The sequence below is a fragment of the uncultured Caulobacter sp. genome, assembly GCF_947036865.1.
GTDB lineage: Bacteria > Pseudomonadota > Alphaproteobacteria > Caulobacterales > Caulobacteraceae > Caulobacter.
This window is the reverse complement of record NZ_CAMQSF010000001.1, coordinates 344,867-368,381: the sequence shown is the minus strand read 5'-3', so window position 1 is coordinate 368,381 and position 23,515 is coordinate 344,867. Positions and strand designations below refer to the sequence as shown.

At 68.3% G+C, this 23,515-nt stretch carries 22 protein-coding genes; 13 read left to right on the top strand and 9 right to left on the bottom strand.

Going from position 1 to position 23,515, the window contains the following annotated elements:
• Positions 1–13 precede the first annotated feature (13 nt).
• The 4 genes from Q0V34_RS01750 (at position 14) to Q0V34_RS01735 (ending at position 5,189) form a co-directional block, all read left to right on the top strand.
• Positions 14–1,726 carry a methyl-accepting chemotaxis protein gene (locus Q0V34_RS01750; protein WP_297506862.1) on the top strand — a complete coding sequence of 571 codons (1,713 nt, stop codon included), beginning with the start codon at positions 14–16 and terminating at the stop codon, positions 1,724–1,726.
• A 47-nt stretch (positions 1,727–1,773) separates the two neighbouring features.
• Entirely contained in the window at positions 1,774–3,780 is a 2,007-nt protein-coding gene (locus tag Q0V34_RS01745; protein ID WP_297506860.1) for a methyl-accepting chemotaxis protein, read from the top strand.
• On the top strand, positions 3,780–4,247 hold the full coding sequence (locus Q0V34_RS01740; RefSeq protein WP_297506858.1) for a chemotaxis protein CheW: 468 nt from the start codon (positions 3,780–3,782) through the stop codon (positions 4,245–4,247). Before Q0V34_RS01745 ends, Q0V34_RS01740 begins: the two co-directional genes overlap by 1 nt.
• An 84-nt stretch (positions 4,248–4,331) precedes the next feature.
• Positions 4,332–5,189 carry a CheR family methyltransferase gene (locus Q0V34_RS01735; RefSeq protein ID WP_297506856.1) on the top strand — a complete coding sequence of 286 codons (858 nt, stop codon included), beginning with the start codon at positions 4,332–4,334 and terminating at the stop codon, positions 5,187–5,189.
• Between the two features lie 123 nt (positions 5,190–5,312).
• Here the strand turns inward: Q0V34_RS01735 and hfaB (Q0V34_RS01730) are convergent, their stop codons facing one another.
• From hfaB (Q0V34_RS01730) to Q0V34_RS01705, 6 genes are all read right to left on the bottom strand, one after another.
• Entirely contained in the window at positions 5,313–6,317 is a 1,005-nt protein-coding gene (gene hfaB, locus Q0V34_RS01730) for a holdfast anchoring protein HfaB (protein WP_297506854.1), read from the bottom strand.
• Between the two features lie 44 nt (positions 6,318–6,361).
• A complete protein-coding gene (gene hfaB, locus Q0V34_RS01725; protein WP_297506852.1) occupies positions 6,362–7,222 on the bottom strand; it encodes a holdfast anchoring protein HfaB in 861 nt (286 codons plus the stop codon).
• A complete protein-coding gene (gene hfaA / locus Q0V34_RS01720) occupies positions 7,219–7,650 on the bottom strand; it encodes a holdfast anchoring protein HfaA (RefSeq protein WP_297506850.1) in 432 nt (143 codons plus the stop codon). The genes hfaB (Q0V34_RS01725) and hfaA overlap by 4 nt, the downstream gene beginning before the upstream one ends.
• Positions 7,651–7,712: 62 nt before the next feature.
• On the bottom strand, positions 7,713–8,324 hold the full coding sequence (locus Q0V34_RS01715; protein WP_297506848.1) for a hypothetical protein: 612 nt from the start codon (positions 8,322–8,324) through the stop codon (positions 7,713–7,715).
• Positions 8,325–8,750: 426 nt separating this feature from the next.
• Complete coding sequence (locus tag Q0V34_RS01710; RefSeq protein ID WP_297506846.1) at positions 8,751–9,821, bottom strand: hypothetical protein; 1,071 nt, start codon at positions 9,819–9,821, stop codon at positions 8,751–8,753.
• Between the two features lie 172 nt (positions 9,822–9,993).
• Positions 9,994–10,290 carry a PilZ domain-containing protein gene (locus Q0V34_RS01705; protein WP_297506844.1) on the bottom strand — a complete coding sequence of 99 codons (297 nt, stop codon included), beginning with the start codon at positions 10,288–10,290 and terminating at the stop codon, positions 9,994–9,996.
• Positions 10,291–10,766: 476 nt separating this feature from the next.
• On the opposite strand from Q0V34_RS01705, the gene Q0V34_RS01700 reads away from it, so the two are divergent.
• The 7 genes from Q0V34_RS01700 to Q0V34_RS01670 all read left to right on the top strand — a co-directional run bounded on the left by Q0V34_RS01700 (position 10,767) and on the right by Q0V34_RS01670 (position 19,012).
• A complete protein-coding gene (locus Q0V34_RS01700) occupies positions 10,767–13,181 on the top strand; it encodes a TonB-dependent siderophore receptor (protein ID WP_297506842.1) in 2,415 nt (804 codons plus the stop codon).
• Positions 13,182–13,242: 61 nt separating this feature from the next.
• Positions 13,243–14,547, top strand: a complete 1,305-nt coding sequence (locus tag Q0V34_RS01695; protein ID WP_297506840.1) for a CynX/NimT family MFS transporter — start codon at positions 13,243–13,245, stop codon at positions 14,545–14,547.
• 21 nt (positions 14,548–14,568) lie between these two features.
• Positions 14,569–15,633, top strand: coding sequence for an LLM class flavin-dependent oxidoreductase (locus Q0V34_RS01690; RefSeq protein ID WP_297506838.1), 1,065 nt, complete (start codon positions 14,569–14,571; stop codon positions 15,631–15,633).
• Between the two features lie 5 nt (positions 15,634–15,638).
• Positions 15,639–16,283 (top strand): cysteine hydrolase, encoded by a 645-nt coding sequence (locus Q0V34_RS01685; RefSeq protein ID WP_297506836.1) that lies wholly within the window; start codon positions 15,639–15,641, stop codon positions 16,281–16,283.
• A 3-nt stretch (positions 16,284–16,286) separates the two neighbouring features.
• Entirely contained in the window at positions 16,287–17,675 is a 1,389-nt protein-coding gene (locus tag Q0V34_RS01680) for a peptidase M20 (protein WP_297506834.1), read from the top strand.
• On the top strand, positions 17,672–18,184 hold the full coding sequence (locus tag Q0V34_RS01675; RefSeq protein WP_297506832.1) for a flavin reductase family protein: 513 nt from the start codon (positions 17,672–17,674) through the stop codon (positions 18,182–18,184). Before Q0V34_RS01680 ends, Q0V34_RS01675 begins: the two co-directional genes overlap by 4 nt.
• Positions 18,185–18,199: 15 nt before the next feature.
• The gene (locus Q0V34_RS01670; RefSeq protein WP_297506830.1) at positions 18,200–19,012 is read left to right on the top strand and encodes a TauD/TfdA family dioxygenase; all 813 of its coding nucleotides are present in this window, start codon (positions 18,200–18,202) and stop codon (positions 19,010–19,012) included.
• A gap of 12 nt (positions 19,013–19,024) precedes the next feature.
• Here the strand turns inward: Q0V34_RS01670 and Q0V34_RS01665 are convergent, their stop codons facing one another.
• The 3 genes from Q0V34_RS01665 to Q0V34_RS01655 are packed head-to-tail and all read right to left on the bottom strand — an operon-like array spanning position 19,025 to position 21,218.
• The gene (locus Q0V34_RS01665) at positions 19,025–19,510 is read right to left on the bottom strand and encodes a VOC family protein (RefSeq protein ID WP_297506828.1); all 486 of its coding nucleotides are present in this window, start codon (positions 19,508–19,510) and stop codon (positions 19,025–19,027) included.
• Between the two features lie 21 nt (positions 19,511–19,531).
• Positions 19,532–20,356 carry an oxidoreductase gene (locus Q0V34_RS01660; protein ID WP_297506826.1) on the bottom strand — a complete coding sequence of 275 codons (825 nt, stop codon included), beginning with the start codon at positions 20,354–20,356 and terminating at the stop codon, positions 19,532–19,534.
• A 4-nt stretch (positions 20,357–20,360) separates the two neighbouring features.
• Entirely contained in the window at positions 20,361–21,218 is an 858-nt protein-coding gene (locus Q0V34_RS01655) for a TauD/TfdA family dioxygenase (RefSeq protein WP_297506824.1), read from the bottom strand.
• Positions 21,219–21,483: 265 nt separating this feature from the next.
• Between Q0V34_RS01655 and Q0V34_RS01650 the strand changes: the two genes are divergently transcribed.
• Entirely contained in the window at positions 21,484–22,713 is a 1,230-nt protein-coding gene (locus Q0V34_RS01650) for an aromatic ring-hydroxylating dioxygenase subunit alpha (protein WP_297506822.1), read from the top strand.
• Positions 22,710–23,504 carry a 4,5-DOPA dioxygenase extradiol gene (ygiD, locus tag Q0V34_RS01645; RefSeq protein ID WP_297506820.1) on the top strand — a complete coding sequence of 265 codons (795 nt, stop codon included), beginning with the start codon at positions 22,710–22,712 and terminating at the stop codon, positions 23,502–23,504. The genes Q0V34_RS01650 and ygiD overlap by 4 nt, the downstream gene beginning before the upstream one ends.
• Positions 23,505–23,515: the final 11 nt, after the last annotated feature.

Genomic DNA, 23,515 nt, shown 5'->3' with positions numbered 1-23,515 from the left:
AGGACCCAAGACCATGCGCCTCACCATCAAGCTGCAACTCGGCCTGGCCTTTGGATTGGTCATCGCCCTGCTGCTGGCCGCCACGCTGTTCGGCGTCAGCAGCCTGGCCTCGACCAACAAGGACATGAACGCGATGGTCGACGGCCCCGCGGTCCGGCTCCAGGCGGCTCAGGAACTGAACATCCACATGCTGAATGTGGTCCGGTTCGAGAAGAACATGATGCTGGTGAACGACGCCAGCGAGATCAAGGCGCTTGAGGCCAAGGTCGAACGCGAGAAGAAGACCTTCGAAACGGTTCTGGCCAAGGCCGAGGGCCTGGCCACGGCCGAGGGCAAGCCGAAATGGCAAACCCTCGGCTCGGCCTGGGAGCGCCTGATCGCGGCGCACGAGCGGGTCTATCCCCTCGCGCTGGAGGGCAAGACCGCGGCGGCCGCCGCCATCTCCATGGGCGACGGCCGCAAGGCCGTCACCGACGCCTCGGCCCAGGTCGAGGAGCTGGTCCAGCTGTCTCAGGCGCAGCTGAACAACGCGACCGACAAGGCCGACGACGACTTCGCCAAGGTCCGCAACGGCCTGATCGCCCTGGCGGTGATCTCGCTGCTGATCGCGGTCGGCGCCGCCGTCTACATCGCCACCATGGTGGGCCGGGGCCTGAACCGCGCCGCCGACGCCGTGCGCGCGGTGGCCGAGGGCGACCTGACCAAGACGATCCCGATCACCACCAAGGACGAGATCGCCGATCTGCTAGGCCATGTGAACCTGATGATCGAGCGCCTGCGGGGCGTGGTCGGCGACGCCATCTCCGCCTCGGATAACGTTTCCGCCGGCAGCCAGGAGCTGTCGGCCACCGCCGAGCAGATGAGCCAGGGCGCGACCGAGCAGGCCTCGGCCGCCGAGCAGGCCTCGGCCTCGATGGAAGAGATGGCGGCGAACATCAAGCAGAACGCCGACAACGCCAGCCAGACCGAGAAGATCGCCCGCCAGTCGGCGATGGAGGCCGAGACCTCGGGCGAGGCGGTCAACAAGGCGGTCGACGCCATGCGGACCATCGCCGAGAAGATCTCGATCGTGCAGGAGATCGCGCGCCAGACCGACCTGCTGGCCCTGAACGCCGCGGTCGAGGCGGCTCGGGCGGGCGAACACGGTCGCGGCTTCGCGGTGGTCGCCTCCGAGGTCCGCAAGCTGGCGGAACGCTCTCAGACCGCCGCCGCCGAGATCGGCGCGGTGTCGTCCGACACCGTCAAGGCCGCGCAGCAGGCCGGCGAGATGCTGACCTCGCTGGTGCCGAACATCCGCAAGACCGCCGAGCTGGTCTCGGAGATCAGCGCCGCCTGCCGCGAGCAGGACATCGGCGCCAGCCAGATCAACGAGGCGATCCAGCAGCTGGACAAGGTCACCCAGCAGAACGCCTCGGCCTCCGAGGAAATGTCGGCGACGTCCGAGGAGCTTGCCGCCCAGGCCGAGGAGCTGCAGGCCTCGATCGCCTATTTCCGCACCGGCGACTCGGTCGCGGCTCGCCGCGTCCCCGCCAAGCCGACCTCGCGCCCGACCGCCGCGCCGGTGGCGCGACTGACGCCAAGGAACGCCAAGCCCGCGGCCAAGTCTCCGGTTCGCCGCGCCGCGCCCCGGGCCGTCGCCGCTCAGCAGGCCCTCGCCCAAGGCTTCGCCCTGGACCTGAGCCAGGGCGGGCCGGACGCCCTCGATCGCGAGTTCACCGAATACTGATTTCCCCTCGGGCGCGCGCTTACCGCCCCGCCGAAAGGACCTGAACCATGCGTTTGACCATCAAGCTGAAGCTCGTCGGGGCCTTCGGCCTGCTGATCGCCCTGCTGATCGGCGGCAATCTCTTCGCCATGCACGAGCTGGCGAACGCTCAAAAGAGCATGGAAGGCCTGGTGGCCGCGCCGGTCCGCCGCTTGGCCCTGGCCGAGCGGATCAACATCCACCTGCTGAACATCGTGCGCGCCGAAAAGAACATGGTGCTCACCGACGACATGGATCAGGTGCGCGAGTTCGAGGCCTCGGTTCGCAAGGAAAAGGCGATCGTCGAGGGCGACCTTGCAACGGCCAAGAGCATCGCTTCGGAGGCGGGCAGGCCGCGGTGGGACGCCTTGGACGACGCCTACCGGACCATGGCCGAGGTCCATGACCGGGTCTATGCCCTGGCGGTCCAGAACAAGGACGAGGAGGGCGCGGCCCTGACCATGGGCGAGAGCCGAAAGGCGATCAGCGCCGCCGTGGCCAAGATCGACGAGCTTGTCCAACTGTCCAACACGCAGATGGACCAGGCGACCGCCGCGGCGGCGGCCTCGGCGAAAGCGGGGCGCAACCTGCTGATCGCCGTGTCGGTCATCTCGCTGATCATCGCCGCCAGCGCGGCGTTCCTGATCTCCCGGATCATCGGCCGGGGCTTTAGCCAGATCACCGAGTCGCTGGACGCGGTGGCGATCGGCGACCTTGGCAAGACGGTGGTGGTCAAGGCCGACGACGAGATCCGCGATCTGGTCGGCACCGTCGAGCGCATGACCGCCAATCTGCGCGAGACCGCCGCGATGGCCGACAAGGTCGCGGCGGGCGACCTGGACGTCGAGATCAAGCCTCTGTCCGACAAGGACACGCTGGGCCACGCCCTGAAGGGCATGGTCGCCAACCTGAGGCGGACCGCCGCTCTGGCCGACAAGGTCGCCGAGGGCGATCTGACCGCGGAGGCCAAGCCGCTGTCGGAAAGGGACACTCTGGGTCACGCCTTGAAGGGCATGATCGCCAACCTGCGGCAGACCGCCGATGTGGCCGACAAGGTCGCCGATGGCGATCTGACGGTCGAGGCCAGGCCGCGGTCGGACAAGGACGTCATGGGCGTGTCCCTGGCGCGGATGATCGAGCGCCTGCGCGGCGTGGTCGCCGACGCGATCTCCGCCGCCGACAACGTCTCGTCGGGCAGCCAGGAACTGTCCTCGACCTCGGAGCAGATGAGCCAGGGCGCGACCGAGCAAGCCTCGGCCGCCGAGCAGGCCAGCGCCTCGATGGAGGAGATGGCGGCCAACATCAAGCAGAACGCCGACAACGCCAGCCAGACCGAGAAGATCGCCCGCCAGTCGGCGATGGAGGCCGAGACCTCGGGCGAGGCGGTCAACAAGGCGGTCGACGCCATGCGGACCATCGCCGAGAAGATCTCGATCGTGCAGGAGATCGCGCGCCAGACCGATCTGCTGGCGCTGAATGCCGCCGTCGAGGCCGCTCGGGCGGGCGAACACGGTCGCGGCTTCGCGGTGGTCGCCTCCGAGGTTCGCAAGCTGGCCGAGCGCTCTCAGACCGCCGCCGCCGAGATCGGCGCGGTGTCGTCGGACACGGTTAAGGCCGCGCAGCAGGCCGGCGAGATGCTGACCTCGTTGGTGCCGAACATTCGAAAGACCGCCGAGCTGGTCTCGGAGATCAGCGCCGCCTGCCGCGAGCAGGACATCGGCGCCAGCCAGATCAACGAGGCGATCCAGCAGCTGGACAAGGTCACCCAGCAGAACGCCTCGGCCTCCGAGGAAATGTCGGCGACGTCCGAGGAGCTGGCGGCCCAGGCCGAGGAGCTGCAGGCCTCGATCGCCTATTTCCGCACCGGCGCGCAGACGCTCGTCCGTCAACCCGCTCGTCCGGCGCCCAAGCGCGCCGCCGCGCCGGCGAAGCGCCAGACGGTGGCCGCCCAGCAGGCGCGGGCCAGCGGCTTCGCCCTCGATCTTACGAATGGCGGTCCGGACGCGGACGACGCCGCGTTCCGGGAGTACGCCTGATGGCCGCCGACCAGCAGTTCGTCACCTTGGGTCTGGGCGCCGAGGTGTTCGCCGTTCCGGTCTCGCAAGTCCGCGAGATCCTGGACTATCAGGTCCCCTTCGCGATCCCCGAGGGGCCGGACTATCTGATGGGCCTCGCCGACGTGCGGGGCCGGGCGACGCCGACCCTGGATCTGCGGCTGAAGCTTGGCCTGCCGGCGGCGCCGCGAACCCCGGCTACCCGGATCCTGGTCCTCGACGTGCCCCTGGAGGCGCGGACCCTGTCGCTGGGCCTGATCGCCGACCGTGTCATCGAGGTGGCGGCGTTCGCCGAGGACGAGATCGAGGCCGCGCCCGACATCGGCGTGCCCTGGCGTTCGGACTACATCCGGGGCGTCGTGCGGCGCGACGGCGGGTTCGTCGTGATCTTCGAACTGGCCCGCCTGCTGACCAGCCAGGACGCCGCCGCCCTCGACCAGGCGGCCTGACCCCGAACCGGCCAAGAACCAAGCGGTCCAGAACGGGCCGCTCCAAGACTGATCGGCGTTCCAGCGCCGCCAACGGAGAACCCCGTGTCGAGAGCCGCCCTGGCCGAGTCGTCGGCCGAACGCGAACCGCTCAGCGCCCGCAACTTTCAGCGGCTGGCGACCTTCATTCAGGACTACAGCGGCATCAAGATGCCGCCCAACAAGCGGACCATGCTCGAAGGTCGGCTGCGCCGCCGCATGCGCGCGAACGGCATCCTCGCGGTCAACGACTACTGCCGCTTCCTGTTCGAGGAGGGCGGGCTGGAGGCCGAGACGATCCATCTGATCGACGCGGTGACCACCAACAAGACCGAGTTCTTCCGCGAGCCGGTCCATTTCGACTATCTGCTCGCCCAGGGACTGCCCGCCCTGGCCGCCCGGGGCAAGCGCGACATCCGGGTCTGGAGCGCGGCCTGCTCGACCGGCGCCGAGCCCTACACCCTGGCGATGATCCTGGACGAGTTCTGCCAGGCGCGGCGGGACCTGGACTATTCGATCCTGTGCACCGACATCTGCACCGAGGTGCTGGGCCAGGCCATCGCGGGACGCTTCCCTGAGACGATGATCGAGCCCGTCTCGATGAGCCGCCGCCAGCGCTACCTGCTGCGCGCGCGTGACGCCTCGCGCGCCGAGGTGCGCGTGAAGCCCGAGCTGCGCGCCAAGCTGTCGTTCGCGCGGCTGAACCTGATGGACGAGGCCTATCCGGTCGAGACGGGCCTGGACATCGTCTTCTGCCGCAACATCTTGATCTATTTCGACAAAGCCACTCAGGCCAAGGTGCTGCGGCGGCTCTGCGACCACCTCGCGCCGGGCGGGTATCTGTTCCTGGGCCACTCGGAGTCGATCGTCGGGATCGAGCTGCCCGTCACCCAGATCGCCAACACCGTCTTCCAGAGGCGCTAGGACCTGTCTGTTTCGAATGGAATCGAAACAGATAAACAGGCTCGATTCCAAACATTTAGAGCGTGATAGCCGCCGAAACCGCTCACGCTTTCGGCTACTACGCTCTAGCGCCGGTGGCCGGCGTCAGGGGGCGCCGATCGTCTCGGACGGGGAGGGCGCGGCTTCGTTCGCGTCGTCGAGGGGACGCCAGGTGCGCCGGTCGAGATAGCGGCCGCCATAGGTGACCGGCGCCGAGACAGCGGGACGCGGGGCGGCGGCGACCACAAGCTCCGCGCGCGCGGCTGGCGTCGCCTGGGCCGGCGCGGGGGCTTCGGCCAGGCAGGCGTTGGCCGGCCGCCCGTAAAGCGTCGCGGCGAAGTCGTAGACGGCCCTTTCGATCAGCGTCCGCACGGCGAGTTGCACCGGCTCGAGCGCGCTCTTGCCGCCCGAGATATCCACCACCGTGCCGTTGAAGAAGTCGAAGATCCCCGGCTTGATCTCGCGGCCGACGATCTCCTTGCGATAGGAGGCGATGCCGACGATCTCCTGCGAGCGGGTGCGCACCAGGCGCAGATCGACCGCGACGGTGATGACGTAGGTGGCGTGGCTGGCGCTCGCCTTCAGGCCCTCGGCGCGCGTCGCGCCGATCGCCACGTCGCCGCCCGACGAGCGGATGTTGTAGTTCAGCTCGGTCAGGCCGCCGGAGACGTAGTAGTCCGAACCCGCGACCTCGCCGGCCATGATCGCCCGGAAGCGCTGGGGGTCCGCCGGGGCGGCGGGATCGTCCGACAGCATATGGGCGCTGGCATAGGCCCGTTCGGCGTCGGAGATCACGCGGTCGCCGCGTTCCACCAGCGGCAGCCCGGCGCGCCCGAGCGCGGTGAGGACGAAGAGGTCCGCGCCCTGGGTGAGCTTGGCGCCGGTGGTCAGATCGCGCTTTCCGGTCATGTCGGCGATGGCGCTGACGGCGAGGCGCGGCTTCTGGCCCTGGCCGGCCGATGCGCCGAGGCAGCGGAGCGCCGCCGAATAGGGCGTGGGATTTTCCGTCGCGGGGGCGCCGCCGATCGGCTTGGCGTATTGGCCGCCCAGGCGGAAGCGGTCGGCGGCCCAGGCCGGCGCCGCGCAGGCCTGGGCGGCGAGCGCCGCCATGATCAGGCCCGCGACAGAGCGCCGCCCCCGGGAGACCGCCCGGCTCACGACTGTCGATCCGCGGTCGCGGGCAGACACGCGCGCAGCACGTCCTGGCCGTAGAAGCGGGCGGTCAGTTCCAGCACCCCGCGCTCGACCAGGGCGCGCACCGCCGCCTGGACCGGCTCCATGCGGCTGACGCCGCCACTGGCCTGGCCGTTGGCGACCGTGCCGCTGCCCTGAAGGCCAAGGTCGAGCGACTTGCCGATCACCTGCTTTTGCAGCGCGATGGTGTCGACGACCTCCTGGCTGTTGGTGTCGACGAGACGCAGATCGAGACCGACATTGAGGACATAGCTCTTGCCGGCGCCGCCGAGCTTGAAGTCGCCGACCCCGACCTGGGCGCTCAGGCCCGACGAGCGGATGTTCTCGTTCAGCTCGGTGATCCCGCCGACCAGGAAATAGCGCGAGCCGGCGATCTGGCCGGCCAGGATGCGGCGGTAGTTGTCGCCGCTCGATCCGGCCCGTTCCGGAGTGTCGGAGAGCAGCTTCTGTCGCGCATAGTTGAGCTCGATCTCGGACACCGAGTTGTCCAGGCGCTCGACCACGGGGAAGCCGGCGCGCGCCAGGGCGGTGATCGCGAACAGCGAGGCCCCTTGGGTCAGCTGCGCGCCCGTTTCCAGGTCGACCTTGCCGGTGAGGTCGGAGATGCGGCCGACCGAGATCCTCGGGCGTTGCCCGGGCGCGTTACGCACGCAGGCCAGGGCGGCGGTGTAGGCCGTGTCGTTGCGCGCCACGGGGGCGTCCGCGAGGTCCGCGGCTTGGGCGGACGCGGCGAGCGACAGCCATGCCGCCCCGATCAGCAACGCGCGCGGCCGCGATCGGGCGTCCTGGCGTCGAGGTTCCGTGGGCCCCGCGCCGCTCATCGCTTGGCCTCGCTCGATGTCGCGCCGGCGCCCGAGTTGGCCTTGGCCGTCACCGCGCCGGTGTTGGCCTGCTGGCTGTCGATGATCAGGGTGTTGCCCGATCCGGTGACGGTGACGGTCAGCAGGTTGCCGACGGCCGTGGCGCTGGCGCCGCTGGCGAAGAAGTCGGCGCCGGACCCCGAGGAAGCGGCGCCGCCGCTCACGAAGCTGCTGTTGGCCTGGCCCTGCTGCAGGCGACCGTTGAGCACCAGGCGATTGCCTTGGGTGTCGCGGGTGGTGGGCGAAAATCGCGTGGTTTCAATGGCGCGCGCCCCGCCATAGCCCGCCTCCAGCGAGGACAGGCTGGAACTGGCGGTCTGGGCGTTCGCCGAGCCGGCGAGGCTCAGGACCATGACGAGGCTGGCGCCGCGGCGTGCGTGAGGGGGCATGGGTGGGCTCCTTTTGAGGAGCGTCCGGCCACGGAGGGCCGGACGCCCTTGGCGAGGGGGGATCAGAAGCCCGTGACGGTCAGCGTGTTGCCGATCGCCGCGGCCGTGGCCGAGACCTTGGCGCTGACGTCGCGCACCGTGGCGTTGGCCGCGGCGTTGACCCCGGCGTAGTTCATCTGGGTCGAGTTGGCGTAGCCGAAGTCGCCCTTGATCGTCGCCGAGTTGCCGATCGCCGCGGCCGTGGCCGAGACCTCGTCGCTCACGCCGCGGATGTTGGCGTTGAGCACGGCCGACGGGTCGTAGTTCACGGTCTGCAGGTTGTTGATCGTCCCGGTATAGTGGGTGTCGATGGTCGCGCTGTTGGCGATGGCCGCCGCCGTGGCGTTCACCTTGCCGTCGATGTTGGCCACCGTCGTGTTCAGCTGGGCGTTGGCGTCGCCGAAGAAGCGCTGGGTGTTGTTGATCACGCCAGCCGTTTCGCCGCCGCTGCCGGCCGTCAAGCTGTTGCCGATCGCCGCCGCCGTGGCCGAGACATCGCCTTGAACATTGCTGATCGTGGCGTTGAGCTTGGCGCGGACATTGGCGTTGTTGGTCTGTCCGGAGTTCACCGTTTGGGCGTTGGCCGTCCCGGCGATCAGCAGGGCGGCGGCAGCCAGAAGCATCGTGCGTTTCATGGGTCTTTGCTCTCTCTGTGATTGGCCGTTGTGGCCGATCAACTCAAAGCAAAGCTGGCGCCGTCGAACCCAAAAAGAATATATTAATGCCGGTAAAGTATAATCTATGCTTATTTCGCGGTGATTGTGTCAATTAGAAGCAACAGTCTCCTGAGTGGAGATTTATGTCACGGGTTCTTTTGGTTTAATTTCTTTAATAGATAACGGAATTTTACCTTGCAAATCCCAAGCCGGGATTGGGTGTATTTCAGCGGAGCCGCTTTGACACGCGGACTGTGTCAGAATGACGCGGCCGGCCGCGCCGGTCGCTAGGGCCGAGGATCGCGCCAGTTCGAGGGGGGAGCCCGGATCCGGTGTCTCGGCGCCACGTCGTCAGGCGGATGGTCGCGCTGATCACCCGGCGCGGCGCGCCCGGGCGGCCTCGGGTCAGGCGTCGACCGTCGCGGCGAGGCCGGATTCGAAGTCGTGCAGGATGTCGACGGCGTCTTCGATGCTGGCGCGCATCGGCTCGCCAGGCGGGAACCGGTAGCGCCAGAAGCTGACGATGTGGGACACCATGCCGACACGCTCGCCAAGGCCGATGAAGAGGTCCGGCGCCTGAAGCAGGAAGTCGCGGAAGCGCTGCGGGCGACCGCCCCTGACCAGGCTGTCGAAGGCCTCCTCGTAGATTCGCAGCGACCGGCTGATCTGTTGACGCTCGACCATCACGCTCTGGCGGAGCCGTTGCTTGGCCAGATCGACATAGCGCGCGCCCTCGATGTCGCGCGGTCCGGTGATCACCAGCCGGCTGATCTCGTCGCCGACCTCGCCGAGCGGGCGCCACAGCTGGGTGATCATCCACTTGTAGTAGAGAAAGCCCTTCCAGCTGAAGATGCCCTCGCTGAAGCGGTCGTCGTCCAGGGCCAGGGTCGCGCGGAGCGGCTCCAGGCGCGCGTCCACCGAGGTGGCCAGCAAGGCTTCGACCAGACGCGCGGTGTGGGCGGGTCCGAGGCCGGAGACGTCGCGATAGGCGCGCTCGATCAGGCGGCTGACCTCGGCGGCGACGAAGCTGCGCATGGATTCGGAGTCGGCCTTGGAAAGCGCGAAATACGAGTCGCCGACCGTGACGCCGCTGCGACGAAGGTGCTCGCGCATCACGAAGGGGTCTAGCGAGGGCAGCTCGTCGAGCAGTTGCAGCACCTCGATGTCGCGCGACAGGTCGGCCTGGGCGTTCGTCGCTTCCTGGAGCATTTCCGCCCAGCCGTATTGGCCAACGAACACCGACTGGCCGCCCAGACCAAGATCCTTGCGATCGAAGGGGATGATGATCTTGGTCGCCGAGGGCTTGAGGTAGTCGTAGAGGTAGAGCTCGTCCGCGCGCAGGCGATGCTTGAGGATGATCGACGTGTTCAGGATCCGGTTGCCGAACAGGGGCGCCGCGAGGTGGTCCGGCAGATGGCCGCTTTCAGCCGCGATGGCCACGAGATTGAGCACCCGGCCCGTCGATCCCGTTCGCATCAGGGCGCGCAGGTTGCGGCTCAGGCGATCGCCGCGGCGCGACGATGATCGCGCTTGGGATCTCTGTAGAGCTGCCCGCACCTGAAACTCCTCGAACCCTGCCCCAAAAACCGGCGGCCGAAGCGTCCTTGGAGCGCTTGGCCCATGCTCAAGATCCTGGCTCTCCGACGGTCTAGGCCGGACCCAGGAGCAGCACCCCAATCCGCCGGCCGCGTCGCCAGCGCACTCGGGCGCCTCGGGATTGGTTGTCGTGATAGGTGACAAGCGTCAGATCGCCGGCCGGCAGCGCTTGGTCCACGTCCAGCACGACGCAGGCGCCGAAAGGCGAGCGCTCGACCATAGCGCAATCCACCGAGGCGTCCCCCATCTCGAGCCGAGCCCGCACGAAGGTCGCCGCCCGCGCGACGCGGCGACGATCGGACAGCGTGTCCGTCTGGGCCTTCGGCAAGTGAGCGGCGAAGCTTTGCATGGGCTCCATCCTAAGCTGTCTAGGTTAAGCTCCGGTCAAAAGACGCCGTTCTTCGAAATGTCTTGGCGCAGTCGTCGGTCCCTCCAACGACTGTCGTGAAACTGGAGCGAACCCACGTTGCTTTCTGACTCTTCGTTGATCTTTGGAAGGCCGGCCGGCCTGTCGGGTCATCGCCCAAGGGGCGAGAAACTTTCACTGTCGGATGCCGCGACGGCGTGAAGCGCGGGCGCCAGACGATCGGCGTCCATGGACGCGTTTGAAGCGCATCTGGTTCGCTTTGAAGCAAATTTTGGGGCCGTTGCGCTGATTTCGAAGTCGCCGACGGCACAAGATGCATGCGGGACGGACATTTTGAGGGGAAAGACAGGGCGCTCGCCTCGTCGGCGCGTCTGACCGGTCGAATGATGAGCCCGAGGCGTCGACCTTGGGGATAACCGCCGCAGGCGGTGGGCGCGACAGCCTCGCATGAGGACCGCATGTCGAACTACCGGCTTTTGATGGCGGGCTGTTCCGCCCTTGTGTTGCTGGCGCACGCGCAAATCGCTTTCGCCGCCGAGACCGCCCCGCGATCCGACACGGTCGACGAGATCGTGGTCAAGGCGCGCGACAAGGCGGGCCTTCTGGAGAAGCAGCCCAGCAACACCGTCTTTGGCATCGACAAGCCGCTGCTGGAGACGCCGCGCTCGGCCAGCTTCGTCAGCGACGTGACGCTGCAGCGCTATGGCATCGAGACGATCGACGGCCTGACCGCCGTCTCGCCGGGTTCCTACACCGCCAGCTTCTATGGCGTGCCGGGCGCGCTGAACATTCGCGGCACCCTGGCCGAGAACTACTTCCGCGGCTTCAAGCGCATCGAGAACCGCGGCACCTATTCGACGCCGATCGGCGCGGCCGATCAGATCCAGATCGTGCGCGGGCCGCCGACCCCGATCTACGGTTCGGGCAAGGTCGGCGGCATGCTCAACTTCATTCCGAAATCGGGCAAGAACGAAGGCGGCTATCTGAGCGAGCCCACCGGCGAGGTCACCCTGACCTACGGCTCGTACAACAAGAAGAACGCGACGGCCCAGCTAGGCCTGCCGGCGAACTTCGGCGCGGTGACCGGCGGCGTCCATCTGTATGGCGAGGTCGAGGACAGCCACAGCTACTACAAGGGCATCTATCCGCGTCGCCAGACGCTGGAGGCCTCGTCCGATTTCGACCTGGGCAACGGTTGGACCACCGCGTTCGGCGGCATGTACTACCATTCGGACGGCGACGTTCAGACGCCGGGCTGGAACCGCCTGACCCAGGCGCTGATCGACAACCAGACCTATGTCACCGGACGCGACACCACGCTGAAGGACGCCGACGGCAACGGCCGTCTGACGCCGAACGAAGTCGGGTACTACCCGTACGGCAGCGCCCTTTATCTGGCCTATTACGGCTACCCCGCGAGCGACGCCGCGCACACGCTGGACACGGGGGTCGGCACGACGAAGCTGGATCCGCGGACCGTCTATATCAGCGGCGCGGATTTCTCGAAGACCCGCACAAACACCCTCTATTACGACCTGGCCAAGGCGCTGAGCCCCGACAGCACGCTCAAGCTGCAGCTGTTCTACGACGACCAGGAAAACAAGCGCTTCGTGTCGTACGGCTATCCGGCCTGGGCCGACAGCTCGGTGTGGGAGGCGCGCCTCACCTACAACTTCGCCTACGACAAGGGGATCGTCAGCGCCAAGTCGTTCGTCGGGGCGTCCTACCGCAGCTTCGAGGGGCGTCGGCGGGAGAGCTACAACAGCGGCATGATCGCGCTGGACCGTCGCGACATCAGCTTCGGCGCCACGCCGACCGACATCATCGACAGCCCTTTCACCACCGAGACCGGCCCCGGCGTGCAGGGGCTGCAGTGGGAGAACGACAACAAGAGCGACTGGACCCAGACCGGGGTCTTCGCGATGACCGACGCCAAGCTCGGCGACCGCCTGAACCTGCTTCTGGGCGGCCGCTACGACCACTACGACGTCACCTCGCAGGACACCGGCTTCCTCAGCTACCAGGTCGCCGGCCAGCAGAAGGCCAAGAAGGGCAAGTTCACCTACAGCGCCAGCGCCACCTACAAGGCGCCGGCCGGCCTGATGCCCTACATCACCTACGCCAAGGCCTCGGCCCTGGAGATGAGCCAGGCGGGCGACATCGCGCCGAGCCTGGTGGCCGATCCCAGCAATGCTTGGCTGTCGAACAGCGACCTGGCCGAGGCCGGGGTCAAGTTCCAGTGGCTGCGCGGCGCCTTGGTCGGGTCGCTGGCGGGTTATCGCCAGAACCGCACCCAGCTGACCGGCATCACCGGCACGCCGACCGGCACCCGGGCCAAGGGCGTCGAACTGGAAGTGCGCTGGCTGGCCAGCGAACACCTCAGCTTCACCTTCTCGGGCAACAGCCAGCACACGACGGTGAAGGGGCCGGACAATTCGTTCCAGTACATCCCCGCCTACACCGCCGGCGTGCCGGGCCCCCAGGCCTATGGCGGGACCTATGTGGTCTGGGCGTTCAGCAGCCTGCCGGGCCGGGCGGGCGACTACGACTACACCTTGATCCCGAAGTCGGTGGTCAGCCTCTACGGCGCCTATACCGGCGACGCCCACGACTGGGGCAAGGTCGGCGGCACGTTCGGCGTCACCCACGTGACCAAGACCTCGGGCACCGTCCAGAACGCCGTGACCTATCCCGCCTACTGGGTGGCCAACGGCAGCGTCTATTACGAATACGGTCCGTACACGGCCACGCTGAACGTCGATAACCTGTTCGACAAGCTCTACTTCACGCCCGACGCCGACAGCTACGCCAACCTCGGCGCGCTGCCCAGCAAGGGCCGCGAGTGGCGGCTGACCCTGGCCCGAAAGTTCTAGTTCCCCGCGCGGCGCGCCCCGCGAGGGACGCGCCGCGAGCTTACATGGAGGCTCGGTGGCGATGTCGACGATCCAATGGCGTTCCTGGACTCTCCTGGGCGCGCTTTCCCTTCTGCTGTTCCTGATCACCGCCTCGACGTTCTCGTCGCTGGGCGTGGTGCTGCCGACCATGATCAAGGAGCAGCATTGGAGCTTCGCCTCGGCCTTTCTGGGCTTCACCCTGCTGGGCGCTTTCTGCGGCGGCTCGTCGTGGCTGCCGGCCCTGCTGATCCGGCGGGTCGGGGTCCGCGCCACGATCCTGGCCGGATCGGCGGTGATGATCGCCGGCTTCCTCTGCCTGACGATCGCCAAGGGCCTGGCGATCTATCTGGTCGGCACGGCGCTGCTGGGCGTGGGCTATCAGATGATGGCCCTGATCCCGGCCACCCACCTGCTCTCGATGCTGTTCAAGAAGCGAGCGCTGCCGTTCGGCGTCTATTTCACCATCGGCTCGCTGGGCGGGGTCGCCGGTCCGTGGATGGCCCTGGCCGGCCTGGAGCTCGCCGGGGGCGCCTGGCGACCGTATTGGGCCTGGCAGGCGGTCGCCTCGGCGGTGGTCGGGGTCCTGGCCGCGGCCCTGGTCGGCGGCAAGGCCTGGCTGGAGCGCGCGGCGATCGAGACCGACAAGGCCGTGGCCGAGGAGGCCGCCGCCCAGCCGGCCAACGCCCGCGTCTACCGCACCACGGTCGACTGGACCGTCAAGGAAGCCCTCCGCACCCCGCAGTTCTACGTGATCGTCGCGGCCTATTTCGCCCATCTGCTGGGCGGGGTCACCGCCGTCAGCCTGGCCCCGAGCCATTTCGGCGAGATGGGCGTGGCCTCGGCGGTCGGCGTCGCGGCGCTGAGCCTGGAATCCCTGATGCAGGTCATCGCCCGGATGAGCGGCGGCCTGCTGGGCGACCGCGTCGATCCACGCTGGCTGCTGGCGGGCGCTCAAGGGATGATGGCCGCGGGCCTGCTGACCCTGGCCAGCGCCGCCACCTGGCCGCTGATGGTGATCTTCGCCTTGGGCGTGGGAGTCGGCTTCGGCATGACGGTGTTGGCCGTCAGCATCCTGCTGCTCAACTATTATGGGCGGAAGAACAATCTCGAGCTCTTCTCGATGGTCTGCCTGGTTGGAGCCGTCTCTGCCCTCGGCCCGGTGATCGGCGGCTTCATGCGCGACCACCTGGGCGGCTTCGCGCCCACCTTCCAGGTCTTCGCCGCCGTGATCGGCGTGATCTTCGTGGCGGCCCTGTTCATGCGTCCGCCGCGCAAGGCGACCGAGGAGTCCGCCGCCGCGCCGATCCCGGCGCCCACGCCCGTGCTGCTGCGCGACGCGGCCTAACAAAGTTCAGGGAGTAACGCCATGTTCCACCGTCCTTCCCAGCACAAGGATTTCGGGGTGTTCCTGCCCGTCGCCAACGGCGGCTGGATCATCTCCAAGACCGCCCCGACGCTTGACGGCCTCTACGCCCAGAACCGCGCCGCGGCCGTGAAAGCCGACGAGGTCGGCATGGATTTCGTGATGTCGATGGGCAAGTTCCGCGGCTTCGGCGGCGAGACCGACCATTGGGGCACCGCTCTGGAGTCCGTCACCATGATGGCCGGCATCGCCGAGGCCACCAAGACCGTGAAGATCTGGGCGACCATCCACCCGCTGCTGCAGAACCCGGCCGTGGCGGCCAAGATGATCGCCACGCTGGACCATATCAGCGGCGGACGGGCCGGCCTCAACATCGTGGCCGGGGCCTATAAGGGCGAGTTCGACCAGATGGGCGCGTGGGACGACTCCATGACCCACGACGACCGCTACGCCCTGACCGAGGAATGGACCGCCATCGTCAAGCGGCTGTGGTGCGAGGACAGCGTCGACTTCAACGGCAAGTACTTCACGATGAAGGACTGCCAGTCCAAGCCCAAGCCGCTGTCCAAGCCGCGTCCAGACCTGGTGTGCGCGGGCATGAGCGACCGGGGCTTCCAGTTCTCGGTGCGCGAGGCCGACATCTGCTTCATCGGCGGCCGGACGCCCGACGAGCGTCGCGACGCCTCGCTGCGCGCCAAGAAGGCCGCCGAGGGCATGGGCAAGACCATCAAGACCTTCGCCATGTGCACCGTCGTGCACGGCGACACCGACGCCGAGGCCGAGGCCAAGGTCGAATACTACAAGGGCGGCGCCGACATGGGCGCGATCCTGGCGATGCTGGAGAGCTGGGGCGTGCCGGCCGAGAAGCTGTCGACCGTCGCCGCGGCGCAAGGCGCGTTCATGACCCAGACCGTGGTCGGCTCGCCCAAGTCCTGCGGCGCGCAGATCGAGGAGTTCCTGCGCTACTGCGAGCTGGATGGCCTGATGATGATCTTCCCCGACTATGTCGAGGGCCTGACCATGTTCGGCGCCGAGATCCTGCCGGGCCTGCGGGCGGTGTTTTCTTGAACGCCATGACGACTTCCCCCGCCGCTGTCGACGGGCTGAAGGCCTGGATCGCGCCGTCGCGGACAGCGGTGGTCGTGATCGACATTCAGGTCGACTTCGCCTCGGCCGAAGGCGCCTTGGGCGCCTATGTCGACATGGCCGTCGTCCAGCCTGCCGTGGCCGCCGCCGAGCGCCTGGTCGAGACCGCGCGCGGCGCGGGCGTTCCGGTGGTGTTCGTCGGCTTGTTCACGACGCCGGAAACGGACTCCGCCAGCTGGAAGGAGCGCTTGCGGCGGCGCGGCGGGGATCCCGACGACGAAAGCGCCCTGTGCCGCGAGGGCGAGGTCGGGTCGGACTTCCACGGTCCCAAGCCGGCGCCGGGCGAGCTTGTCGTCAAGAAGACCCGCTACAGCGGCTTCGGCGGCACCGATCTCGACGCGCGGCTGAAGGCGCTGGGCGTCGACACCCTGGTGGTGGCGGGCCTGACGACCGAGTGCTGCGTCGATAGCACCGTCCGCGACGCCTTCAGCCTGGACTACCACGTGTTCGTCGCGGCCGACGCCTGCGCCGCCTACGAGGCCGACATCCACGCCGCCTCGCTGAAGGTGATGGACCTGAACAGCGCGATCCTGACCGATACGGCAGCGGTCGCGGCCGCCTGGAGCGCCTGACCCATGGCCGATGGCTTTCCCCCTCTGGGCGCCTCGGCGCCGTACGCCGTCACCGCCGCCGACCGCGCGGCGATCGCCGCCGCCATCGACGAGAGCGAGATCGTCGCGTTGGCCCTGACGCTCGGCAACATCCCCGCGCCGTCCGGCAAAGAGCTGGAGGTCGCCAACTACGTCCATGACTGGATGGCGCGCGAGGGCTTCTCGCCGCGCAAGGTCGGGGCGACCCCCGAGCGGCCGAACATCATCGGCACGCACGGCGGCAAGGGGGTCGGCAAGAACCTGCTGTTCACGGCCCACCTCGACACCGAGGCCCCGACCTGGAACCCCGACCTCGACGCCTACAAGTACGCGCCGGAGACCCTGGCCAATCCCGAATGGGAGAAGTGCTGGCTGGAAGACGGCAAGCTCTTCGGCTATCCGATCGCCAATGATCGCGGCCCGATGAGCTGCTTCCTGATCGCGGCCAAGGCGCTGAAAAAGGCCGGCTACGAGCTGGCCGGCAAGATGTACCTGACCGCCTGTCCCGGCGAGATCGGCCCCGAGCCGATCGAGGAGCACCGGGGCGTGGCCTATATGGGCAAGGACATCGGGGCCCACTACCTGTTCCACCACGGCGGCGTCGCGCCCGACTACGCCATCGCCGCCGAGGGCTGCGACTTCGGCCTGACCTGGGTGGGCTGCGGCTACGCGGTGTTCCGCTTTCAGGTTTGGGGCGAGGGGGTCTTCACCCCGCTGCTGGAGCATCCGGCGACCGCCGCCCAGCATCCCAACCCGATCTACAAGCTGGGCAAGCTGACCGAGGCCGTCCACGCCTGGAGCGGCGCCTACGAGAAGGCCAATCGCTACGACAGTCCTGGCGGCGTGGCCCAGCCCAAGTCGCAGATCGCCTCGGTGCGCGGCGGCATCCCGTTCGCCTTCGGCGCGGGCACCGAGCTGGTGAACCTCTATCTGGAGGTCGGCCTGACCCCCAAGCAGCGCGTGGCCGAGATCCAGCACTCGCTGGAGGCCATGGTGCGCGAGGCGGGCCTGGGTCGCGTCGACATCGAGCCGGTCGTCGTGCGCCACGGCTTCGAGGCCGACGCCGCCGAGGTCGCCCCCCTGGTCGGCGCGGTGGACGCGGCCACCCAGCTGAGCCTGGGCCATCCGGTCGCCCTGGCCAATCCGGTCTATTCCAGCATGTGGCGCGACCACAACGTCTTCAACATGCAGCGGATTCCGGCCATCACCACCGGCTTCCGCCGCTGGCGTCCGACGCCGAAGGACCTCGTGGACAGCGCCCTGATCTACGCCCTGACGGCGCTGGCCGTCTGCGGTCGCGCCGACGCGGGCCAAGCGGCCAAGCGCCCGGCCTCGGCGGTCTATCCGGACAACCCGTTCGGGGACGCGGGATGAGCGCGGCGATCCAAGCCCTGGCGCCGGCGCCGAGCGATTTCCGCAAGGCCATGGGCAGCTTCCCGGCCGGGGTGACCGTGGTCACCGCCTGTCACGACGGCCGCCTGGTCGGCACGACGGTCAGCGCCTTCAGCTCGGTGTCGATGGACCCGCCGCTGGTGATGGTCTGCCTGAAACGCGACAGCCGCACGCTGGCGGCGCTGAGCCTGGCGCGCGCCTTCTGCGTCAACATCCTGGCCCGGGACCAGGCCGACCTGGCCTATCGCTTCGCCAGGAGCGGCGCCGACGACCGCTTCACCCATTTCTCTAGGCAAGGGGAGGCGGCGGTCGAGGCGGGCGCCTGCGGCGCGCCGCTGCTGGCCGGCTGCGTGACGGCGATCGAGTGCGACCTGCACGCCGCCCACGACGGCGGCGATCACGAAATCCTGGTCGGACGCGTGCTGCGCGTCGTGACCGACGACACCAAGACGCCGCTCGTCTATGTGCGCGGCGGCTTCCTGAACGCTTAGCTGGAGCTACCCCGCATGGCCTATGACGTGCTGGACGTGAAGCCGATGACCCGTCGGATCGGCGCGGAGATCTTCGGCGTCGACCTGGGCAAGCCGCTCTCGAACCGCCAGTTCGAGGAGATCCACCAGGCGCTCACCCAGTATCAAGTGATCTTCTTCCGCGACCAGGAGATGTCGCACGACGCCCACAAGGATTTCGGGCGCAAGTTCGGCGATCTGGCCATCCACTCAGGCGTGCCGGGCCTGCCCGATCATCCGGAGATCGTGGCGATCCACGCCGACGCCAATTCCAAGTTCGTGGCGGGCGAGACCTGGCACTCGGACCTGACCTGCGATCCCGAGCCGCCGCTGGGCAGCATCCTCTACATGAAGGTCCTGCCGGACCACGGCGGCGACACCTGCTTCGCCAGCATGTACTGGGCCTATGACACGCTGTCGGACCGGATGAAGGCTTACTTGGAAGGCCTCTCGGCGGTTCACGACGCCAATCCGGTCTACAAGGCGATCTTCCCGGACATCGACCGCCAGTACAACTGCTCGACCCACCCGATCGTGCGCACCCATCCCGTCAGCGGCAGGAAGAGCCTGTTCGTCAATCCGTCCTACACGACCCATATCGCCGGCGTGTCGAAGGCCGAAAGCCAGGCGATCCTGAGCTTCCTCTACCAGCACGCTAGCAATCCGGACTTCCAGGTGCGGTTCCGCTGGAAGCCGAACTCGGTCGCGTTCTGGGACAACCGCTGCACCTGGCACCAGGCGATCTGGGACTATTTTCCCGACACCCGGACCGGCTATCGGGTGACGATCGCCGGAGACAAGCCGTTCTGAGGCGGCGACAGGCTATTCGCGGGTGAAATCCGCCGGCACCCGCGGATCCGTCCCCGCCTTGCCCCACAGCACGATCTCGTTGCCCCACGGGTCGCGGAAGGCGTGGTTGTAGCCGTTGAACTCTCGCCAGTAGTGGTTCCGCCACAGGATCGTGGCCCCCAGGCGCTCGGCGGTCCCGAGGATGCGGTCGGCGCTGTCGTCGTCGCCGATCAGCACCCAGACGCGCGGCTTGCGGCCCTCGGCGCTGAGGGTGCGGGGCTCCACGCCTTCGGGCTCCGGATGCGGGCGAGCGTTGGCGGCCTTGAAGATCCCGAGATGCAGATTGCCGATCTCGCTGTCGGTTCCGTCGGGCCTCTTGAAGAAGCCGCCCGGGATCATGCGGTGGTAGACGCCCTGCGGGCGGGCGTCGTTCTGCCAGCCGAAGACCTCTGCGTAGAAGTCGCCGGCGACGGACGGGTCGTCGGACGCCAGGTCGACGAAGATCAGGGTGTTGGTCACGGGGCTCGCTCGCGTTGCGGGTCAGTCGTTGAAGCCGATGGACAGGCTGAGCGCCCGCCACGCATCGATGTCGGCGGCCAGGCCGTGGGCGGCGTGGTCGGCGTATTTCAGGGCGTCCTCGCCCAGCAGCAGATGCATCGGCGGGTGCTCGGCGTCGGCGATGGCCAGGATCGCGAGGGCCGCCTTGGCCGGGTCTCCGGGCTCGCGGCCGGCGTGCTCGGCCATGATCCGCTCGGCGTCGCGGGCCAGGCCGTCATAGTCGGCGAGCTTCTGGGCCACGACGGCCTTGGAGCCTTGGGCGAAGTCGGTGCGCAAGCCGCCGGGCGCGACATTGACGACCTGGATCCCGAACTCGGCGACCTCTTGCGCCAGGGTCTGGGTCAGGGCCTCCAGCGCCCACTTGCTGGCGCAATAGACCCCGGTGCCCGCCCAGACGGCGAGGCCCGAGACCGAGGTGATATTGATGATCCGGCCGGCCCGACGGGCGCGCATGGCGGGCAGGGCGGCCTTCAGCACCGCCAGCGGGCCCAGGACATTGACCTCGAACTGGGCGCGAACCTCGTCCAGCGAGGCCTCCTCGACCGCGCCCACCAGGCCGTAGCCGGCGTTGTTGACTAGCACGTCGATCGCGCCCGTAACGGCCTCGGCGCGGGCGACCGCGGCGTTCACTGCGGCGGTGTCGGTGACGTCCATGATCAACGCGTGGCCGCCCATCGCCTCGAAGGCCGCGGCGGCGTCCGGCCGGCGCGTCGCGCCGACGACGATGTCGCCCCGCGCCAAGGCCGCGCGAGCGATCTCGCGCCCCAGGCCGCCGGAGACGCCGGTGATGAACCAGGTTCTGGTCATGGGCTCAGTAGGGCTTGTCGCCCTTGACCCACAGGCGGTGCATGGTCCGGAAGTACTTCTTGTCGTCGTACAGCGTGCCGGTGTGCAGGGTGCAGCGGTTGTCCCACATCAGGAGGTCGCCAACCCGCCACTTGTGGCGATAGACGAACTGGTCCTGGGTCATGAACTCGACCAGCTCGTCCAGCAGCGCCAGGCCCGCCGGACCGGGCATGCCGATGACCTCGGTCACCGTGCCGGTCGAGGGCCACAGCGCCTTGCGGCCGTCGGCCGGGTGGGTGCGGATCAGCGGATGCTCGACGTCGGGATTGGCCGCCTCCATCTCGGGCGACAGGGTCTGCTGCTCGCCGAACGCCCGCGTGGCCATGAAGTGCTTGTAGCTGTGATGCAGCCGCAGGCGCTCCAGCATGGCCTGCCGGTCGGCGGGCAGGGCGTTCCAGGCGGCGCAGCCATCCGCCAGCAGGGTGTCGGAGCCCTCGTCCGGAACCTCGACCGCGTAGAGCATGGTCAGCATGACCGGCTCGGGCTTGTAGCTGTAGTCGGTGTGCCAGCCGACGCCGTCGTTGTGGGCGCCGATCGGCCGGCCGTCGACGGTCCGGTTGCTGAGGATGAAGATCTTCGGATAGCCCGGCAGGGTGAAGCGGGTCTGGGTGTGATCCTCCGGCTCGCCGAACCGGCCGATGAAGCGCATCAGGTCGTCGGGTCCCATCTTCTGGTCGCGCAGGGCGATGGCGCCGTGGCGGTGGAAGATGTCGACGACCTGGTCCAGCGCCGCGTCGGGGGCGGAGGCCAGGTCGATGCCGGAGATCTCGGCCCCGAAGCCCGGCTTCAGGTCCTGGATGGCGATGTCGGCGGCCAGCGTCATGGCGTCCTCCTGATGGGATGTCCGACCCTAGGTGGCCAAGAGGCACCGGTCTTGCTCCAGCGCGCACGACGGCTTTCTTGTCTGGCGGGCGGTTGACTGGCTCTTGGGCGCCGCTCGGCGGGACGGGGCGCCGAACGCCCGCGAATGCGGCTTCGCGCCGAGAAGGGCGCTAGACGACCAACTCTTCGTGCGCGCTGGAGCAAGACCGTCCCACGCTGCGGTCGTAGCGTCACGGTCGATTTCCGACTTCTCAGAGCGCTTCACGATGAGCCTGCGCCCGCCGAACGGCCTCTTCAGCGACGCCTTCTTCGAAGGCCTGTCCCGCTCCGTACGCGACGTGGGCGCGGCCGAGACCCTGCCGCCCGCCTGTTATGTCGATCCGGACTTCTACGAGTTCGAGAAGGAGGCGCTGTTCAATCACGAATGGCTGTGCGTCGGTCGCGTCGACTGGGTCAAGGAGCCCGGCGACTACTTCACGACGCGGATCATCGGCGAGCCGATCATCGTCGCCCGCAACCGCGACAACGAGATCAAGGCGATGTCGGCGGTCTGCCAGCACCGCGCCATGCTGGTGGCCGAGGGGCGGGGTAACGCCCGTGGCTTCGTCTGTCCGTACCACCACTGGGTCTATTCGCTGAACGGCGACCTGGTGAACGCGCCGGCCATGGAGCGCACCTGCGACTTCGACAAGAAGGCCGTGAAGCTGCCGACCTTCAAGGTCGAGATCTGGCTGGGCTTCATCTTCATCAATTTCGACGCCGAGGCCGCGCCGCTGGCGCCGCGCCTGACGGCGGTGGAGGCGGCCGTGGCCAATTACGACCTGGCGAACGCCGAAGGCGCCGGCCCCCCGATGAGCGGCCAGTTCGCCTGGAACTGGAAGGTGATGTTCGAGAACAACAACGACGGCTATCACGCCAGCAAGCTGCATCGCGGCCCGCTGCACGACTTCATTCCCAGCGAGTTGTGCAGCTTCCCCGAGGCGGGCGAGGGCGACGCCGGCTTCCTGCGCTACAACGGCGCCCTGCACCAGGACCCCTCGTTCAACCCGACCCAGAAGGCGGTGCTGCCGGTCTTCCCGAACCTGACCGAGGAGGACCGCAACCGCGCGACCTTCGCCAACATCCCGCCGACGCTGTCGCTGGTGATGACCAGCGACATGGTGATCTACCTGATCCTGCGGCCCACCTGCCCCGAGGCCATGGAGCAGGACACCGGCATCCTGGTGGCGCCCGGCGCCGTCGAGAGCCCGGGCTTCGCCGAGCGTCTCGAGATGATCATGACCTCGGCCGGCAAGATCATCGCCCAGGACATGCACGTCGACGCCCTGGTCCAGGAGGGCCTTCGCTCGCGCTTCGCCATCCGCGGCCGCTACTCCTGGCAGGAGGGCGCGCAGGTGCAGTTCAACCGCTGGCTCGCGCCGCGCTACCAGAAGGCCTGGGCGGCGCTGAAGACCGGCCGCGCGGCGACGCCGGCCAGCGCGGAGGCCGTCGCGTGAGCCGCCTGCCCGTCATTTTCTTTGGTCACGGCAGCCCGATGATCGCGCTGGAGACCAACGACACCACCCGGACCTGGAAGGCCCTGGGCGAGGCCGCGGGCAAGCCCAAGGCGATCCTCTGCGTTTCGGCCCACTGGCTGACGGGGGGGATCGCGGTGACGGCCATGACCCGGCCGCGCACCATCCACGACTTCGGCGCCTCCTTCCCCAAGGCCTTGTTCGACCAGCAATATCCGGCCCCCGGCTCGCCCGCCTTGGCGGCGCGGGTGCGCGAGATCCTCGGTCCCACGCCGGTTGCCCTGGACGAGGGCGAGTGGGGTCTCGACCACGGGACCTGGTCGGTGCTGGGCAAGGCGTTTCCGAACGCGGACATCCCCGTGGTCCAGCTGAGCATGGACGCCACCAAGCCGCCGGCCTGGCACTTCGAGATCGGCCGGCGCCTGGCGCCGCTGCGCGACGAGGGGGTGCTGATTGTCGGCACCGGCAACATCGTCCACAACCTGCCGGCCATGGACTGGGGCGACAGGAACTGTCCGCCCTACGACTGGTCGCTGCGGTTCAACGACTACATCAAGGCCGCCATTCTCGAGGACGCGCCCCAGCGGGCGATTGGCTTCGAGAGCCAGGGTCAGGACGCCCGACGGTCTGTGCCGACCCCCGACCACTACTGGCCGCTGCTGTACGTGCTGGGCGCGCGCCTGCCCGGAGACGCGCCCAGCTTCGCCCCCGACCACATCGAGCACGGCTCGCTGAGCATGACCAGCGTGACGCTGGCCAGCGCCGCGGCCTGACCCGGAGATCC